Origin of the sequence: Mycobacterium sp. (genome assembly GCF_019247635.1) — a bacterium.
GTDB lineage: Bacteria > Actinomycetota > Actinomycetes > Mycobacteriales > Mycobacteriaceae > Mycobacterium.
The window spans coordinates 17880-35751 of sequence record NZ_JAFBAR010000045.1; the positions used below are offsets into that span (position 1 = coordinate 17880).

The following is a 17872-nucleotide window of genomic DNA, read 5'->3' on the forward strand; positions in this document are numbered from 1 at the left end:
AAGGATCAGCCCATGGGTTTCGCCACATCGCGCGGACAGATGTTAGGCGTTACTGACGCGTAGCGGCTAAATTTACTATGGATTACCTATCAGCGCGGACGTAGCTTACAACGATGACAGTGTCGTGAAATGCCGAGTTTTTGGGCATAACTACGTCACTAACTCAATAGCGCATCGATGGCCGAATATCCGCGTCAGCTGGAAAACAGCTATTACCGATCGGCAGTGATTAGAGGGGATTGCATTATGAGAGCGGTTCAGATGCGAGGCAGATCCGATGACAACATTTGGCTGGACCGCCGAACGGGGTGGCGGGATCAGGCGACCGGATGCCGGATCTGTGTGTGTACGCCGGAGGCGGAACCCCGGCTGTGGGCTCAGTACCTGGACGGTGCGCTGCGCAGCTACCGGCGGCACGGAGTCGAATCGGTGCTCGACTTCGACGCGATCCGGGATGGCGGGGACACCGCCTTGTTCTTCGCCGCGCACGACTCTGACGGTGCGTTGGTCGGCGGTACCCGGGTCGTCGGCCCCTTGGAATCCCCTGAGCACTCACATGCCCTGGTGGAGTGGGACGGAAACAAGGGACGCGAGGCGGTACGTCGGATGATTGCGAACCGGTTGCCGTTCGGCGTCGGGGAGTTCAAGAGCGCCTGGGTCGATTCATCCGGGTCCAGCAGGGGCGGACTCACCAGGGCGCTGGCTCGGACCGCGTTGCCAGCGATGACGCTGTTGGGTGTGCAGTTTGTCATGGCCACCTCGGCGGCGCACGTGCTGGAGCAGTGGCGATCGTCTGGGGGCGTGGTGGCCGCGGCGGTACCCGCAGCCGCTTATCCCAATGAGAATTACCGGACCAAACTCATGTGGTGGGACCGCCGTACCCTGGCAACCAATGCCGAACCCCAACAATTCAAGTTGATGTGTGCCGAGGACGCTGAACTCTCAAGTCGTATCGCGGCGGCGACCCAACTCATGTTGGCGTCGACCGGGGCGGGTTGATGCTCGACAGCCCCGACCCATACGAGGCTTACAACGCAATAATTCTCGCCGAGGATGTCGCGGCGGACCGCGATGTGTTGGACCGGCTGAGGGCAACACCTGAAATCGACGTCATCGATCAGGTGCTGGATGAAGGTAGGCGGTGGGCGTATTACCCCTGGCGCAGGGCGATCGTCAGCATCGGCGGACCCGACAGGTTCAATGCTGCCCGTCTTGACCGCAACAGAAACATCATCACTTCTTCCGAACAGCAGCGGCTGCAAGGTCAGCGGATAGGCATCGTCGGTCTGAGTTCTGGGCACGCGATCGCATATATTATTGCGGCACAGGGGCTTTGCGGTTTGTTGCGACTGGCTGACTTCGACGCCCTCGAACTGCCCAATCTAAATCGGGTGCCCGCGACAGTTTTCGATTTGGGCACCAACAAGGCCACGGTTGCGGCACGGCGAATTGCGGAATTCGATCCTTATCTGAAGGTGGAGGTGTGCACTTCGGGAGTTACGTCTGAACTCGTGGACCAGTTTCTCGACGGCCTGGATGTCGTGGTAGACCAAGCCGATTCGCTGGACGTCAAGGTCTTTTTGCGCGAGGCTGCCCGGGGCCGCCGCATTCCGGTGATCATGGCGACCAGTGACCGAGGCCGGCTGGATGTCGAACGGTACGATCTGGAACCGCAGCGGCCGATCATGCACGGACTGCTCGGCGATATCGACATGACCAGCCTGCGCGGGTTGTCGACCAAGGACAAGCTCCCTTATCTCCTGCGTCTTCTCGATGCTCGCCGGCTCTCGTCACGTGGTGCGGCGTCGCTCATTGAGGTCGGAAAGACGCTGGAGGGATGGCCGCAGGTGGCCGGGGACATCTGGGTCGGGGCGGCCGCCGTCGCCGAAGCAGCACGGCGGATCGGGTTGGGCGAACCGCTCAGCTCCGGGCGCACCCAGATCGATCTCGGAGACGTCCTAGACCGCATCAGTCCCCCCGCTGCGCCCGACGAACACCCGGGATCGGCGGTGGGAGGTACCGGCGCCGCGGCCGGTCCCGAGGCCGGAAACAACAGAATTGCCGAAACCGTTGCCGAGGCCGCGATCCGTGCACCGTCGGGCGGCAACTCCCAACCATGGCGGATCGTCATCGATGACACCTCGATGCACATGCTGCTTATGGCCCAGGACTCCTCGACAATGGACGTTGGATTCCGCGGAAGCGCTGTCGCGCTCGGCGCCGGTATGTTCAACGCGCGCGTCGCGGCCGCGGCTCATGCGGTGTTGGGGCCGGTCAGCTTCGACGAGGACGACCCGCGCACGCCCCTGCGCGCGACGATGACGTGGGGTCATGGCAACGATCTCGGACTGGCAAAGCTCTATCACCCGATGCTCGCCAGGCAAAGTAATCGTCATGTCGGCGTTGCGAGCGTGATCGAACCGGACGTCGCCGACATGTTGGCGACGGCGGCAGCAAATGAGGGCGCGAGCATCCGACTAATCATTGAACCTTCCGAGGTCGCGGCCATCTCAGACGTGCTGGCCGGTGCCGACCGCGTCCGCTATCTGACTCCGCGGCTCCACGAAGACCTGATATCCGAGCTGCGTTGGCCCGCTGACGCGTTGCCGGAGACCGGCATCGACGTGCGCAGCCTGGAGCTCGACGCGGGCGAGTTGGCCGCACTCGAGCTCGTGCGGAGAGCTGATGTGATGGCAGAACTCGCTCGCTGGGACGCGGGCGCGGCGCTCGGCGACATCACGCGCGCGCGAGTCACCGTCAGTGCTGCGCTTGTCGTGGTTGTGATCGACGGTTCTGAACTTGCCGATTACGCGCGCGGGGGAGCGGCGATGGAAGCGGTATGGGTTACCGCTCAACAGTGCGGTTTCGGCGTGCAACCGGTGTCGCCGGTGTTCCTCTACGCGCAAAACCACAACGAAATGCAGGGCTTGTCGTCCCGCCACGCCGAACTGCTGTGCGAGCTACAGCACCGGTTTCGCGGTATATTAGGACTTCCGTCGAGCCAATGCGAGGTGATGATACTGCGTTTGGTGACCGGTCCGCCCCCCTCGGTGCCGAGCCGACGTCGCTCCCTCAGCGCCACGATGGGCGCGGCAAGAAAGTAGCGCGCATGCCCAAGACGGCTCCCCAAACCGGTTTGAACGCGATTGTCACCGCGGTGGCTACCAAGCTCATGGGCGTCACCACCGACACCGCAGAGGATGTCAGCACCGGAATCCTGGCCGATTTGGTGGGCTTCCTTGGCGTGGATTTCAGCTTCCTTCGCCATAATGTGCACGGCATCCGCGCTACCGTCTTAGTCGCCGAATGGCCGCCACGGCCCTCGAAGCCCGATCCCGACCCGCTGCAAACTATTTACTTCGCCGACGCCGATCCGATCTTCGCGCTTTGTGAAAACGCCAAAGAGCCCGTTGTCCTGCGTCCCGAATCTGCTAACGAGGAGTACCAGCGCACCATCTCCGATGCGAGCGGCATCCCGGCGGTCTCCATGGCGTCGGTCCCGTTGTTGTCTGGCGACATCACCACCGGGGTGCTCGGTTTTGTGAAACTAGGTGATCGGGAATGGAACCAGGCCGAACTTAACGCGCTCACGGTCGTCGCAACGATGTTCGCGCAAGTTCAGGCTCGTCTGAACGTGGAGGACCGGCTGTCTTATCAAGCCGGTCACGACGACTTGACTTCCTTGCCCAATCGCCGAACGTTATTGGCGCATTTGGACAGTCGCCTCGTCGCCGGGCAGCCCGGCCCGGTAGCCGTCTTGTTGCTGAATCTCAACCGGCTCAAAGCGATCAACGACTATCTCGGCCACGCTGCGGGCGATCAGTTCATCCGTGATTTTGCGGCTGGGACAATGCACGCCGTCCAAGGCCTAGGGATGGCAGCCCGGGTCGGCGGTTCCCAATTCGCCGTTGTCCCCGCGCTTGCGATGGATCTCGAAGACGCCAGGGAACTCGCCGAGGACCTCGGCACGCGGCTCGCGGACCACGTGACCATTGGTGGTGAGGTTCTCAATCGGACGGTGAGCATTGGCGTGACGACGGGTTTGCCCGGAGAAGATACGAGCCTGGATCTGCTTCGCCGCGCGGATGAGGCGCTGCTCTCCGCGAAAGGAGCCGGCGGAGAAAGCATCGGCGTATTCTGCAGTGACATGTTGAGCCGACGCGAACTCCGTGTCGACGTCGAACTGCACTTGCCAGCTAGCATCGAAGCGGACGCGTTGAGCCTCGTTTACCTCCCCGAGGTTGACATGCGCACGGGCAAGGTGCTGGCCGTCGAGGCGCTGGTGCGATGGCAGCACCCGACCCGGGGACTCCTACTTCCGGACGCATTTGTACCGGTCGCCGAATCCATCAACGTCGCGGGCGAACTCGGTGAATGGGTGCTGCGCACGGCGTGCGCCGACCTGGCAAAGTGGCGGGCCCAGGGAGTCGGACTCAGCACCATGCTTCGCATCAATGTTTCTCCCGCTCACCTCGTTGCTCACGACCTGGTGAACAGCGTGAGCAGTATGGTCGAACAGTTCGGTCTCGAGGGCCCGGCGATCGGTGTGGAAATCACCGAAAGCATGCTTATCCGCGACCTGGTAAGCACCCGGGCTACTCTGCACGGGCTTGCGGACCTCGGTGTCGATATCGCCATCGACGACTTCGGCACCGGATTCAGCGGTATGGGGCTGCTGAGGACATTGCCGGTAAGTACCGTGAAGATCGATCGCGGATTCGTCCGCGACCTGGATACTAGTGCGGATGATCTCTCGATCGTGCGAGCTGTCATCGGTCTCGCCGAGGCACTCGAGCTCGGCGTGGTCGGCGAAGGCGTCGAGACGGAGGGGGCGGCAAGGGCTCTTCTCGATGAAGGGTGCAGCCGGGCCCAGGGTTTCCTGTTCTGCCGTCCGATTGCGGCAGAAGCGACGCAGCGACTCCTGGCCGAGGGTTCCGTCCCCATTAGCATCACGCCCACGGCGCCGGACCCAAGCACAACCGAGCAGTCGACAGCCGCAGTTAAACCCCGCCCCCCGTGGGTCCATGCTGACCGGCCCGCGGTGTCCGAAACCGTCTATCGAGCCAAGTGATCGGCCCCTAGGGGCAGGTGGCGTCGACTTCGAAGGACTTGGTCACCTGCTGTCCCGCGTTGTCCACGCCGGTGGCGTTGCCGGTGATCTTGTAGGAGCTGCCGCTCTTGGTGGCAGTGGCGTTGTTGCCCGGTGCGCCCTCGGCGAAGGAGATCACGACACCGTCGATCGTCCCCAATCCGGCGTTGTGCACCACCGACCCGTCCTGCTCCAGGCCGACGATAACGCCGGTCAGCATGTCGCCAATGGCGATGGAGAACTTGCCGTTCGTCATCGAGCACACCACCGGGCCCCCCGCGTTCTGCGGCTGGCCGCCGACGATGACCTTGGTTTCACCGGATGCGCCCGACGCGGTGGGGGAACCGGTGGCCGCACCCGACGGCGTGGCCGACGACGCAGCCGAAGTCGAAGCCGAACTCGACGACGGGCCGGACGTCTTGGTATCGCTGGAACAGCCCGCCGCGGCGGCCACGACCGTCACCGCGCCGATAACGAACAACCAGTCACGCTTCACCGCATTCTCCTTGGTTGGTCTTCGCGCCGCTTCTGCTGCGCAGCTCGTTGAGAAAGGTCTGCGACTCCTGCCACGTGGGCAGCAGGCCAGCCGCGCGGACCTGCTGGAGGCTGGGGGCCTCGGCATCGCGGCCGGACAAGTGCGTCCCGACGCCGTCGACCAGCGGCCAGTTGACGGCCAGCTCCGGATCGGTGGCACAGATGGTGTGTTCGCGCTGCGGGTTGTATTCGGTCGAACACAAGTACATCACGGTCGAATTATCTTGCAGCGCAAGGAACCCATGCGCGAGGCCTTCGGAGATGTATATCGTCCTGCGGTCGCGGTCGTCGAGCAGTACCGAGCTCCACCGGCCGAATGTCGGTGACCCCAAACGGATGTCGACGACCACGTCGAACACCGAGCCGGAAACGCAGGTGACGTACTTAGCCTGCCCGGGCGGCAACTCGGCGAAGTGCAGGCCGCGCAGCACTCCGGCCGCCGACACCGAGCAGTTGGCCTGCCGCACGTCCAGGCGGTGACCGGCGAATGCGGTGAACGTACGGTCGGTGAGCCATTCGAAGAACATCCCGCGGGAGTCGCCGTGGATGGTAGGCGTGATCTCCCAGGCACCCGGGACATCGAGCTCGCGCACCTTCATGTCACTGCCCGCGCTCTTCGTAGCGCGCCTCGGCGGCGTCCTTCAGCGGACGCCACCACGACTCGTTGTCGCGGTACCAGTCGATGGTGGCGCGCAAGCCCTCGTCGAAGTCGGTATGCTTTGGCGCCCAACCCAGTTCGTTGTACAGCGACGACGGGTCGATGGCGTACCTCAGGTCGTGGCCGACGCGGTCGATGACGTGATCGAAGTCGTCGGGCTCTCGTCCCATCATCTGCAGAATCGTGCGCAGTACGGTCAAGTTGTCGCGCTCACCCTCGGCACTGATCAGGTACGTGCGGCCGATCTGCCCCTTTTCCAGGATCCGTCGGACCGCGCTGTTGTGATCGTCCACGTGAATCCAGTCGCGGACGTTGGCGCCCGCGCCGTACAACTTCGGGCGGCGCCCGGTAAGCACATTGGTGATCTGGCGCGGGATGAACTTTTCGACGTGCTGGTAAGGGCCGTAGTTGTTCGAGCAGTTGGAGATCGTCGCGCGCACGCCATAGGAGCGCGTCCACGCGCGCACCAGCATGTCGCTGCCCGCCTTGGTCGCCGAGTACGGACTCGACGGGTTGTAGGGGGTGGATTCGGTGAATCGCGCCGGGTCGTCGAGTTCCAGGTCGCCGTAGACCTCGTCGGTGGAGATGTGGTGTAGCCGCACGTCGTGGCGGCGGACCGCCTCCAGGATGGTGAACGTGCCGATCACGTTGGTGTGCAGAAACGGTCCCGGGTCGTCCAACGCATTGTCCACGTGGGTTTCGGCGGCGAAATGCACGACCGCGTCGGACTCGGCGACCAGCCGGGACACCAGTTCGGCGTCGGTGATGTCGCCGTGCACCAGCGTGATGGCGTCCTCGACGTCGGCCAGCGACTCGCGTCTGCCCGCATAGGTGATGGCGTCAAGGACCGTCACGGTGTCTTCGGGATGCTCGCGGACGGTGCTGTGCACGAAGTTCGCGCCGATGAACCCGGCGCCACCGGTCACCAGCAGGCGCATGGGTCAAACCCTAACCGAGGAGGGGCGCCGCCAGATCGCCAAGTGCAGACAGCAGCTCGTCTTCGTGCCGGCCGCCCAGCACCTGAATCGCCACATGGTCGGCGCCCTCGTCGAGATGCTCGTTGAGGCGTTGCGCGATCGCGTCGGGCGTGCCGTATGCCACGAGCGCGTCGATGAATCTGTCGCTACCGGGCTTGCGCACGTCGTCTTCGGTAAACCCCAGGCGCAACCAGTTGTGCACATAATTGCTCAGGCCCAGGTAGGAGTCGATGTACTTGCGGCCGACCGCGCGCGCTTCTGCCGCGTCGGTGGTCAGCACGACTTTGTGTTCCGGGGCTAAAAACACGCTGTTTCCGACCAGCTGGCGTGCCTGGCGGGTGTGTTCCGGCGTGGTCAGGTAGGGGTGGGCGCCCGCGCTACGTTCCGCCGCCAAGCGCAACACCTTGGGACCGAGCGCCGCCAGTACCCGGCGGCTGTTGGGCACCGTCGCGTTGTCGAGGTCGTCGAGATAGGTCACCAGCGCGTCGTAGGGCTTTTGGTACTCCTGGGTGTGCTCGCGATGACCTACCCCGACACCGAGCAGAAACCTTCCCGGATGGGCGCTTTCGATGCGCTGAAAAGCCGCGGCGACGTCAGCGGCCGGCGCGGTCCAGATGTTGACGATCCCGGTGGCCAGTTGTAGCGACGTGGTCTGGTCCAGGGCGGGTTCGACCCACGCCAGCTCAGCGTCCGGCGATCCGCCGACCCAGGCGGCGCCATAGCCGAGTGCCTCGATCTTGTTGGCCAGGTCGGGGGTAATCGAGCGAGTGACCAGCCATACGCCGAACTTGCCCAGGTCGGGTTTGAGCGATACTGCCTCGGTCATTGGGTCCCTTTTATCCGTTTTGTCAGTGAGCCAGCCCAAGTGGTCCCGCCAGGTCGGCCAGCGCCGGAATCAGATTGTCATTTTTGGTGAGGATCTGCACAGGCACGTGGTCTGCGCCGGCGTCGAGGTGCTCGCGCAGTCGTGCCGCGATCGCGTCGGGCGTGCCGTAAGCGACCACGGAGTCCACCAGACGGTCGCTGCCCGGCCGGGTCACCTCGTCGTCGCTGTAACCCAGCCGTTTCCAGTTGTTGCGGTAATTGGCCAGGTTGAAGTAGATGTCGAGGGCTTTGCGGCCGACCGCGCGGGCTTTCTCCGGGTCGGTGGTCAACACCACCTTGTGTTCGGGTGCCAGAAACGCCGACGGCCCGATCAGTTCGCGCGCCTGTGCGGTGTGCTGCGGGGTAGTGAGGTAGGGATGGGCTCCTGCGCTGCGCTGCGCCGACAGCTTGAGGACCCGCGGGCCCAACGCCGCGATCACGCGTCGGTTGGCGGGCACGCCATAGTCGTCGAGCTGGTCGAGGTACTCGGTCAACGCGTCGTAGGGCTTGCGGTACTCGGCAACCGCTTCGGGATGGCCCACGCCGATGCCCAATAGGAATCGGCCCGGATAGGCTTTGTCGATCCGGTGGAATGACTCCGCGACCGGCTTGGCCGCGGCGGACCAGATGTTGACGATGCCGGTGGCCACCTGCAGCGTCGTCGTCGCCTCGAGAATGGGTTCCACCCATTCCAGTGCGGCGGGCGGTGAGCCGCCCACCCAGACCGCGCCGTAGCCCAGGGACTCGATTTCCTTGGCCTGCTGGGGGGTGACCCCGAGTCCGAACGATCCGAACCGGCCGAGATCAGGCTTGCTGTCGTGAGAACTGGTCATGGTGTGACCAACCGCGCCGTGCGGCGTGGCTATTCCGTGAGGACCGCATCCAGAGCGGGCGGTATCTCCAGCGGCAGCAGCACGATGAACCGGGTGGCGCCCGGCACCGATTCCACCCGCAAATCCCCCCGGTGCTTCTTTACGACGATGTTCCATGCCAGATCCAACCCGAGCCCGGTGCCTTCGCCGACCGGTTTGGTGGTGAAGAACGGCTCGAAAATGCGCTCGCGCACGTCCGCGGGGATGCCGGGCCCGGTGTCGCAGATCTCGATGCGGGCCATTTTGCCGCCGTCCCGGCGGGTGCGGATGGTCAGGGTGCCGCCCTGGTCACCCATCGCGGCGATCGCGTTGTCGATGATGTTGGTCCACACTTGGTTGAGATCGCCTGGATAGCAAGGGATTTGGGGGAGAGATCGGTCGAACTCCTTGACCACCGCGACGGGCTTCGCGTCCTTTCCGCTGTCTTTGCCCACGCGGTCGGCGAACATCGCCAGGGTGCTGCCCAGCAGGTCGTGGATGTCGGCCACCTGGAACGGCGCGCGGTCCATCTGTGAGTACTGTTTGGCGTCTGCCACCAACGCCGAAATCCGTTTGCTCGCTTCCAGAATTTGGTTCATCAGCAGCTCGCCTTCGACGGTGTAGGAGAGCCAGTGGATCGCTTTCTGCAGAGTGGTCGACTCGTCGAGGTCTTCGGTCGCCGCCAGAATTCGTTCCAGCCAGTCGACATCGATGCCGGCTTCGACGAATGTCGGAGCGATGTCCCAGCCGTCGTCGACGCCGTGGTCCTCGAGCCATTCGCCGACGGCGTCTTCGCGGTCTGCGGTCTCGATCGCGCTCATGTGCAGCGACGTGGACTTGGCCACCTCCTCGGCGATCTCCTCCTGCAGCCGCACCAGGGCGCGCAGCGACTCGGGGGCGACGGTGCCGTCGGCCAGCATCGCGAGTTTCTGCCGCATCCCGGCGACCCGCTGGCGGAGTCCGGCCGCGGCGCGCGCGGTGGCCGCGGCCGGATTGTTCAGCTGGTGGGTCAGGCCAGCCGACAACTGGCCCAGGGCCAGCAGCTTCTCCCGGTTGTCGATGAGCCGACGGGTCCGTTCCGTGCCCACGGCGATCCCGTCGAGCAGATGAACCGCCATCGGGAACTGATCCTTCATGAAGCGGCCAAACGCGGGCGCGTCCAACACGAAGAACCGCGACGGCTTGGTCGCGTGCACGGACGCGGTGTAGGCCTGCTGTTGCTCGTCGGTAAATGCCTGCCAGGCACCGCAATACACGCCGCGCTGCGCGGTGCGGTTGGTTTCGATGTCCTGGCCGCCGGAGAGCTTCGACATCGTCAGTTCACCCTCGATGAGGACGTAGAAGCAGGTCGCCGGTTCACCCTCGACACAGATGGGGCCGGGCTCGAAGGTCTGGATGCGACCATCGGCGCACAACGTCGCAAGCTGCTCGTCCGTGAGGTGCTCGAACAGAAACAGGGTGCGGAGCTCGGCGGGCTCACACGGCGGCTCGGCGGTCATGCCGTCACGACTCGGCGAGGTAGCGGTGGACCAGCATCACGGCCATCGATCCTTCGCCGACGGCGGCCGCGACCCGTTTGGCGGACGTGGCGCGCACATCGCCGGCGACGAACACACCCGGCACGCTGGTCTCGAGGTGATGGGGCGGGCGGTCCAGCGTCCAGCCGCAGACGTTTCGCAGATCCGGGCCGGTGAGGATGAAGCCATGGTCGTCGCGGGCCACGACCCCGTCGAGCCAGTCGGTGCGCGGAGCGGCACCAATGAAGATGAACATCCGGCCACAGGTGACGTCCTCGGTCTGGCCGGTCCGGTTGTCCACCAGCGTCAGCTGTTCCAGGTGGTCGGTTCCGATCGCGCAATGGACTTCGTTGCAGGTGCGGACGGTGATCTTGGGGTTCTGCTCGATCTGCTGGATCAGGTAATACGACATCGACGCTTCCAGTGCCGGGGCGCGCACGACGATGGTCACCGATTTGGCCTCGCGAGACAGGTACATAGCGGCCTGACCGGCCGAATTGGCGCCACCGATCACATAGACCTCTTCGTCGGTGCACTCGGAGGCGATGGAGGTGGCCGCTCCGTAGTAGATGCCGCGGCCGGTTAGCTCGACGCACCCGGTGGCCTCCAGCTGCCGGTAGGCGACGCCGGTGGCGAGGATGACCGCGTGTGCGTCGATGGAGCCGCCGTCGGCGAAGCGCACCGTGCGCGCGGACCCGTTGACGTCCAGCGCGGTGGCCGTGCGGGCCGTGATGAGTTCGGCGCCGAACTTTTCGGCCTGGGTGCGTGCCCGCTGGGCCAATTGGCCGCCCGACACCCCGTCCGGGAAACCGAGGTAGTTCTCGATCCGCGAGCTCTGGCCGGCCTGCCCACCGGTCGCGGTGCGTTCGATGAGTACGGTGCGTAGCCCCTCGGAGGCGCCGTACACGGCGGCGGCCAGGCCGGCGGGTCCGCCGCCCACGACGATCAGGTCGTAGAACTCGTGCGCCGGCGTGGTGGTCAGACCCAGCGTGTTGGCCAGTTCGGCGTCGGTGGGTTCCACCAGGGTGTCGCCGCCTTCGGTGACGACGACCGGCAGGCGCAGGCCGTTCTCCCCGGCGGCCTGCAGCAGTTGCTCACCGGCCGGGTCGTCGGCCATGAACCAGGTGTAGTAGAGGCCGTTGCGCGCCAGGAAGTCGCGGACCTGCCAGGACCGCGCAGACCAGCGGTGTCCGATGACCTTGGTGTGCGGGATGGGATGTTCCGGAGCCCGCTTCCAGGCGTCGAGCAGCGCGTCGACGACGGGATACAGCTTCTCTTCGGGCGGATCCCAGGGCTTTAGCAGATAGTGGTCCAGATCGACGACGTTGATCGCGTCGATCGCGGCATGGGTGTCGGCATAGGCGGTTAGCAGGATCCGGCGCGCGGCCGGATAGAGGTCCATCGCGTGTTCGAGGAACTCGATGCCGCTCATCTGCGGCATCCGGTAGTCGGCGACCAGCATTGCGACTGTCTCCCCGCGCAGTTTGAGTTCCTTGAGGGTTTCCAGGGCGTCGGGGCCCGTTTCTGCGCGCACGATCCGGTGCGCTTCGCCGTATTTGCGGCGCAGGTCCCGGGCTACCGCCCGAGACACCGCGGGATCGTCGTCGACGGTCAGCATCACGGGTTTGCGTGGCTGCCGGGGTTCGATATCGGGGCGCCTCATTGGCCTTAAGTATGCGCTCGTCGAGGCTTTCGGGGGAGGCGACGTCGAGGGCCTCAGTCCCAATCGCACCCTCGCCCTGTGGGGCGAAAGCGCCACCGGAAGATGCGAGCGTCGGGGCGTGCCAAGCGAGATTTTGGCCAGGCCGAACGACCAGGTATTGTGGAACAACGGTGTGCCCTGCGCGCCGGCTTCTCGCGTGCCCCGTCCTAGGAATTTCCTGTCACCGGCTCACGTTCAAGTCGGGGTGATTGGTGCGCCGGTAGGGCGCACAAGACAGACACTCACGAGCGAGATCAAAGACGAGGAATTCCTGGAAGGTTATGGCCAAGAAAGACGGTGCCATAGAGGTAGAGGGCCGCGTGGTCGAGCCCCTGCCCAATGCGATGTTCCGCATTGAGCTGGAAAACGGTCACAAGGTGCTCGCTCACATCAGCGGCAAGATGCGGCAGCACTACATCCGCATCCTGCCCGAGGATCGGGTGGTGGTGGAGTTGTCTCCCTACGACCTGTCCCGGGGTCGCATTGTGTACCGGTACAAGTGACGCCCCACAGCGCAATTAGACCGACGAGTAGATAGAACAGGATCGAACAGCCGTGAAGGTGAACCCGAGCGTCAAGCCGATCTGCGACAAGTGCAGGGTGATCCGTCGGCATGGGCGGGTCATGGTGATCTGCTCAGATCCGCGCCACAAGCAGCGGCAGGGCTAGCAAGCGCGGGGTAGCCGGGCGGCGTGCCTAGCCACGCCGGCCGCGTCAACAACTGAATGCAGACCTCCCGGTACCACTGAGCGGATTCGCCGCTCAGCCACGCTCGGACGGAGGCCGAGCCCCGCGAACACGCGGGAACGGACTGGGATAAGACCTCCGCCTAGAAAGAGGAAGCGCCACCTATGGCTCGACTAGTAGGCGTCGATCTGCCACGCGATAAGCGGATGGAGGTCGCCCTGACCTACATCTTCGGCATCGGCCGCACCCGCTCAAACGAGATCCTGGCTGCCACGGGCATCGAAAAGGACCTGCGGACCAAGGATCTCACCGACGACCAGCTGACCCACCTGCGCGACTACATCGAGGCCAACCTGAAAGTGGAGGGTGACCTGCGCCGCGAGGTGCAGGCCGACATCCGACGCAAGATCGAGATCGGCTGCTACCAGGGTCTGCGGCACCGCCGCGGCCTGCCGGTGCGCGGCCAGCGGACCAAGACCAACGCGCGGACCCGCAAGGGCCCCAAGCGCACCATCGCCGGCAAGAAGAAGGCCAGGTAAGAAGATGCCACCAGCAAAAAAGGCCGGGCAAGCGGCTTCCGCCAAGCGCGGCCAGAAGACCCGGCGGCGAGAAAAGAAGAACGTCCCGCATGGTGCCGCGCACATCAAGAGCACTTTCAACAACACGATCGTGACCATCACCGACCCGCAGGGCAACGTCATCGCCTGGGCGTCGTCGGGCCACGTGGGCTTCAAGGGATCCCGTAAGTCGACCCCGTTCGCGGCTCAGCTGGCCGCCGAGAACGCGGCGCGCAAGGCCCAAGAGCACGGGGTGCGCAAGGTCGACGTGTTCGTGAAGGGCCCGGGCTCGGGTCGGGAGACTGCGATCCGGTCGCTGCAGGCCGCGGGCCTAGAGGTCGGCGCGATCTCCGATGTCACCCCCCAGCCGCACAACGGCGTCCGCCCGCCCAAGCGGCGCCGAGTTTAGAAGCGTTCAGGAGATCAGAACCTATGGCTCGTTACACCGGACCCGTCACCCGTAAGTCGCGCCGGTTGCGCACCGACCTCGTCGGTGGCGACCAGGCTTTCGAGAAGCGTCCCTACCCGCCCGGTCAGCACGGCCGCGCGCGGATCAAGGAGAGCGAATACCTGTTGCAGCTGCAGGAGAAGCAGAAGGCGCGCTTCACCTACGGCGTGATGGAAAAGCAGTTCCGCCGTTACTACGAGGAGGCCGTGCGGCAGCCCGGCAAGACGGGTGAGGAGTTGCTGCGCATCTTGGAGAGTCGACTGGACAACGTCGTGTACCGCGCCGGACTGGCGCGCACCCGGCGGATGGCCCGTCAGCTGGTCAGCCACGGGCACTTCAGTGTCAACGGGGTGCGCGTCGACGTCCCCAGCTACCGGGTGTCGCAGTACGACATCATCGACGTTCGCGACAAGTCGCTCAATACCGTGCCGTTCCAGATTGCGCGGGAGACGGCGGGGGACCGGCCGCTGCCGAGCTGGCTGCAAATCGTCGGAGAGCGGCAACGCATCCTGATCCACCAGCTGCCCGAGCGCGCACAGATCGACGTCCCGCTCTCCGAGCAGTTGATCGTCGAGTACTACTCGAAGTAAACGCAGTCTTCCGCCACTGCGACCGCAGCGACGGACAACCTGCGGCGATCGCAAGCCCGGCCAAGCCGGGCGAAGTGAGTCGCAGGACAACCTAGCGGCATCAAATAGCGGGTGCCGAGAAGGAGAAGAAGAAACACCATGCTGATCTCTCAGCGACCCACACTGTCCGAGGACATCCTCACCGATAGCCGGTCCCAGTTCGTCATCGAACCGCTGGAGCCGGGATTCGGTTATACGCTGGGCAATTCGCTGCGTCGCACGCTGCTGTCGTCGATTCCCGGCGCGGCGGTCACCAGCATTCGCATCGACGGCGTGCTGCACGAGTTCACCACCGTGCCCGGTGTCAAAGAGGATGTCACTGACATCATCCTGAACCTCAAGGGCCTGGTCGTGTCGTCCGAGGAGGACGAGCCGGTCACGATGTACCTGCGCAAGCAGGGCCCGGGTGAGGTCACCGCGGGTGACATCGTCCCGCCGGCCGGTGTCACGGTGCACAACCCCGGCATGCACATCGCGACGTTGAACGACAAGGGCAAGTTGGAGGTCGAACTCGTCGTCGAACGCGGCCGCGGCTACGTCCCGGCGGTGCAGAACCGGGCTTCCGGCGCCGAAATCGGCCGCATCCCAGTCGATTCCATTTATTCTCCGGTGCTCAAGGTCACCTACAAGGTGGACGCCACCCGTGTCGAGCAGCGCACCGACTTCGACAAGTTGATCCTCGATGTCGAGACCAAGAGTTCGATCACGCCACGGGACGCGTTGGCGTCGGCCGGTAAGACGCTGGTCGAATTGTTCGGTCTGGCGCGCGAACTCAACGTCGAGGCTGAAGGCATCGAGATCGGTCCGTCACCGGCCGAGGCCGACCACATCGCGTCGTTCGCCCTGCCGATCGACGACCTGGACCTCACCGTGCGGTCCTACAACTGCCTCAAGCGCGAGGGCGTGCACACCGTCGGCGAACTGGTGTCACGCACCGAGTCGGACCTGCTTGACATCCGTAACTTCGGTCAGAAGTCCATCGACGAGGTGAAGGTCAAGCTGCACCAGCTGGGTCTGTCGCTCAAGGACAGCCCGCCCACCTTTGACCCGTCGGAGGTGGCGGGCTACGACGTCGCCACCGGCACCTGGTCTACCGAGGGTGCCTACGACGACCAGGATTACGCCGAAACCGAACAGCTCTAACCGGCCTTCGACTTCGATGCGGCCGTTCGGCGGCCGCAAAGGAGCCGGAGAAACGGCTTGAGGAACATCTAGACAGGAGAGTCAGCAATGCCAAAGCCCACCAAGGGACCTCGCCTCGGCGGGTCGTCTTCGCACCAGAAGGCGCTTCTGGCCAACCTGGCCACTTCGCTGTTCGAGCACGGGCGGATCAAGACCACCGAGCCGAAGGCCCGGGCGCTGCGTCCCTATGCGGAGAAGCTGATCACGCACGCGAAAAAGGGCACGCTGCACAACCGGCGCGAGGTGCTCAAGAAGATCCGCGACAAGGACGTCGTGCATCACCTGTTCGCTGAGATCGGGCCGTTTTTCGCCGATCGGGACGGCGGGTACACCCGGATCATCAAGGTCGAGGCGCGCAGGGGTGACAACGCCCCGATGGCCGTGATCGAGTTGGTGCGCGAGAAGACGGTAACGTCGGAGGCCGACCGGGCGCGGCGGGTGAAGGCGTCGAAGAAGGACGCACCGGTGGCCGCCGCAGCGGCGCCGCAGGCGGCGGTCGAGCCCGAGGCGACAGCCGGCCCGACGGTCGACGAGGTCACCGAGCCTGACGACGAGGTCACGACCGAACCCGGTGACGAGGTTCAGACCGAGGCTGCCGCCGGCGAGGATGACGAGGCTCCCGAGAATTAACGGGGACGTCCGTCTGCGGCTTGACATCGCCTATGACGGAACGGATTTCGCGGGCTGGGCAGCGCAGGCGGCACAGCGGACGGTCGCCGGCGTTCTCGATGGGGCGCTGACGACCGTTTTTCGTACACCGATGCGGCTGCGCGCGGCAGGGCGCACCGACACCGGGGTGCATGCCACCGGCCAGGTGGCCCATGTCGACGTGCCCGCCGAGGCTTTGCCGAACGCTTATTCGCGCTCGGAACGCCCCGGCCCAGAATTCTCGTCCCTGGTTCGCCGGCTCGGCCGGTTGTTGCCCGCCGATGTTCGGGTGCTCGAAATCAGCCGCGCACCAACAGGTTTCGACGCGCGATTCTCCGCGCTGCGACGCCACTACGTCTACCGGTTGTCGATGGCGTCCTACGGTGTGCTGCCACAGCAGGCGCGTTACGTCACCGCGTGGCCGCGTGCGCTGGACCTGGACGCGATGATTGCCGCGTCGCGAGATCTGCTGGGGCTGCACGACTTTGCGGCATTCTGCCGTCGTCGCGAAGGTGCCAGCACGATCCGCGATCTGCAGCGGTTGGACTGGTCACGCGATGGCGATCTGGTCACCGCACACGTGACGGCGGACGCGTTCTGCTGGTCGATGGTGCGGTCGCTGGTGGGGGCGCTGCTGACCGTCGGGGAGCAGCGGCGTCCTGGCGCCTGGTGCCGTCAATTGCTCACCGCCACCAACCGTTCCAGTGAATTCGCGGCCGCGCCGCCGCAGGGCCTCACGCTGGTCCGGGTGGACTATCCGGCCGACGACGAGCTGGCCGCACGGGCCCTGATCACGCGAGATCTGCGCAGGCGCTAGATCTTTCCCGCCACGAAACCCGCGGCCTGGCTGGTCATTCCGGGCACATAGCCCAGGTGTGCTTTCCACTGGGTGCCGTCCGAGCAGATCGGGTCACCTTGATTGCACAGGTCGATGGTCTTGCCTTCAAAATTGGGGCTCAACGTGCTCATCAGCGTTCCCGCCCGGCCGGATGGATTGCCGAAAAGCGCCACGGCAGCAACATGATCGGCCGCATCAGCGGGCAGCGGCTGATGGAAGCCCAGGCCGGGAAGCGGTGCGGCGGTGACGATGTCGATGACGGCCGCGCCCTGGGAGTAGCCACCGAGTACCAGCTTGGTGTTCGGGCAGTTGTTCGCCATGTGCTGGACGTGATCACTGGTGTCGTTGGCGCCGTCCGTCGCGGCCAGGAAGTCCTTGTTTGCCGGATAGTTCACGCCGTATGCGCCCACGTTTCTTCTGCTTTGCTGACGCAGGGCGTCCACCAACGCTTCGCCGACCTTCCCGACCCCCGGCGGCTCACTGGTGCCGCGCGCGAACACCACCTCGACATCCGGGCACGCCGCCGAAGCCGTTGGGGATGCCAGCAGTATCGCGGCCGAGGCCGCGACGATGACCGTGGTGTATACCATCACCCGGCGGCCGCCCGAACGCGCCTGTGTCCCTGCGCTTCTCGGGATACGTCGCATGCCGCGATATTACAAGTTGATTCTTCAATCTCAGCCTGCAAGCG

General features: G+C 64.9%; 19 protein-coding genes. 11 read left to right on the forward strand and 8 right to left on the reverse strand.

The window, feature by feature from the left end; genetic code table 11:
• Positions 1–246: 246 nt before the first annotated feature.
• The 3 genes from JO236_RS06655 to JO236_RS06665 are packed head-to-tail and all read left to right on the forward strand — an operon-like array spanning position 247 to position 5071.
• Positions 247–999: a hypothetical protein gene (locus JO236_RS06655; protein ID WP_323802148.1), complete on the forward strand. Its 753-nt coding sequence runs from the start codon at positions 247–249 to the stop codon at positions 997–999.
• A complete protein-coding gene (locus JO236_RS06660; protein ID WP_293326418.1) occupies positions 999–3104 on the forward strand; it encodes an Rv1355c family protein in 2106 nt (701 codons plus the stop codon). Before JO236_RS06655 ends, JO236_RS06660 begins: the two co-directional genes overlap by 1 nt.
• A gap of 5 nt (positions 3105–3109) precedes the next feature.
• Entirely contained in the window at positions 3110–5071 is a 1962-nt protein-coding gene (locus tag JO236_RS06665; protein ID WP_293326420.1) for an EAL domain-containing protein, read from the forward strand.
• A 7-nt stretch (positions 5072–5078) separates the two neighbouring features.
• On the opposite strand, the gene JO236_RS06670 is transcribed toward JO236_RS06665, so the two are convergent.
• From JO236_RS06670 to JO236_RS06700, 7 genes are read right to left on the reverse strand one after another with little or no spacing between them, the layout of a single operon-like run.
• On the reverse strand, positions 5079–5585 hold the full coding sequence (locus JO236_RS06670; protein WP_293326422.1) for a lipoprotein LpqH: 507 nt from the start codon (positions 5583–5585) through the stop codon (positions 5079–5081).
• Positions 5575–6222: a dTDP-4-dehydrorhamnose 3,5-epimerase gene (gene rfbC / locus JO236_RS06675; RefSeq protein ID WP_293326423.1), complete on the reverse strand. Its 648-nt coding sequence runs from the start codon at positions 6220–6222 to the stop codon at positions 5575–5577. The genes JO236_RS06670 and rfbC overlap by 11 nt, the downstream gene beginning before the upstream one ends.
• A gap of 1 nt (position 6223) precedes the next feature.
• A complete protein-coding gene (gene rfbB, locus JO236_RS06680) occupies positions 6224–7219 on the reverse strand; it encodes a dTDP-glucose 4,6-dehydratase (RefSeq protein ID WP_293326424.1) in 996 nt (331 codons plus the stop codon).
• Positions 7220–7229: 10 nt separating this feature from the next.
• A complete protein-coding gene (locus tag JO236_RS06685; protein WP_293326425.1) occupies positions 7230–8084 on the reverse strand; it encodes an LLM class F420-dependent oxidoreductase in 855 nt (284 codons plus the stop codon).
• A 22-nt stretch (positions 8085–8106) separates the two neighbouring features.
• On the reverse strand, positions 8107–8955 hold the full coding sequence (locus JO236_RS06690; RefSeq protein WP_293326427.1) for an LLM class F420-dependent oxidoreductase: 849 nt from the start codon (positions 8953–8955) through the stop codon (positions 8107–8109).
• A 29-nt stretch (positions 8956–8984) separates the two neighbouring features.
• Positions 8985–10472 carry an ATP-binding protein gene (locus JO236_RS06695; RefSeq protein WP_293326429.1) on the reverse strand — a complete coding sequence of 496 codons (1488 nt, stop codon included), beginning with the start codon at positions 10470–10472 and terminating at the stop codon, positions 8985–8987.
• 4 nt (positions 10473–10476) lie between these two features.
• A complete protein-coding gene (locus JO236_RS06700) occupies positions 10477–12153 on the reverse strand; it encodes an FAD-dependent oxidoreductase (protein WP_293326431.1) in 1677 nt (558 codons plus the stop codon).
• A 320-nt stretch (positions 12154–12473) separates the two neighbouring features.
• Here JO236_RS06700 and infA point away from each other — a divergent pair, with 320 nt between their 5' ends.
• The 8 genes from infA to truA all read left to right on the forward strand — a co-directional run bounded on the left by infA (position 12474) and on the right by truA (position 17160).
• Entirely contained in the window at positions 12474–12695 is a 222-nt protein-coding gene (gene infA, locus JO236_RS06705; protein WP_003418601.1) for a translation initiation factor IF-1, read from the forward strand.
• A gap of 52 nt (positions 12696–12747) precedes the next feature.
• The gene (rpmJ, locus tag JO236_RS06710; protein WP_003879483.1) at positions 12748–12861 is read left to right on the forward strand and encodes a 50S ribosomal protein L36; all 114 of its coding nucleotides are present in this window, start codon (positions 12748–12750) and stop codon (positions 12859–12861) included.
• A 182-nt stretch (positions 12862–13043) separates the two neighbouring features.
• Positions 13044–13418 carry a 30S ribosomal protein S13 gene (gene rpsM / locus JO236_RS06715; protein ID WP_293326433.1) on the forward strand — a complete coding sequence of 125 codons (375 nt, stop codon included), beginning with the start codon at positions 13044–13046 and terminating at the stop codon, positions 13416–13418.
• Positions 13419–13422: 4 nt separating this feature from the next.
• A complete protein-coding gene (gene rpsK, locus JO236_RS06720; RefSeq protein ID WP_293326435.1) occupies positions 13423–13845 on the forward strand; it encodes a 30S ribosomal protein S11 in 423 nt (140 codons plus the stop codon).
• Positions 13846–13868: 23 nt separating this feature from the next.
• Complete coding sequence (gene rpsD, locus JO236_RS06725; RefSeq protein WP_293326437.1) at positions 13869–14474, forward strand: 30S ribosomal protein S4; 606 nt, start codon at positions 13869–13871, stop codon at positions 14472–14474.
• Positions 14475–14612: 138 nt separating this feature from the next.
• Positions 14613–15656, forward strand: coding sequence for a DNA-directed RNA polymerase subunit alpha (locus tag JO236_RS06730; RefSeq protein WP_293326440.1), 1044 nt, complete (start codon positions 14613–14615; stop codon positions 15654–15656).
• Between the two features lie 87 nt (positions 15657–15743).
• Positions 15744–16325, forward strand: coding sequence for a 50S ribosomal protein L17 (rplQ, locus tag JO236_RS06735; RefSeq protein WP_293326442.1), 582 nt, complete (start codon positions 15744–15746; stop codon positions 16323–16325).
• Positions 16303–17160 carry a tRNA pseudouridine(38-40) synthase TruA gene (truA, locus tag JO236_RS06740; RefSeq protein ID WP_293326445.1) on the forward strand — a complete coding sequence of 286 codons (858 nt, stop codon included), beginning with the start codon at positions 16303–16305 and terminating at the stop codon, positions 17158–17160. The genes rplQ and truA overlap by 23 nt, the downstream gene beginning before the upstream one ends.
• On the opposite strand, the gene JO236_RS06745 is transcribed toward truA, so the two are convergent.
• On the reverse strand, positions 17157–17771 hold the full coding sequence (locus JO236_RS06745) for a cutinase family protein (protein ID WP_293326480.1): 615 nt from the start codon (positions 17769–17771) through the stop codon (positions 17157–17159). The two genes, truA and JO236_RS06745, sit on opposite strands and share 4 nt — an antisense overlap.
• Positions 17772–17872: the final 101 nt, after the last annotated feature.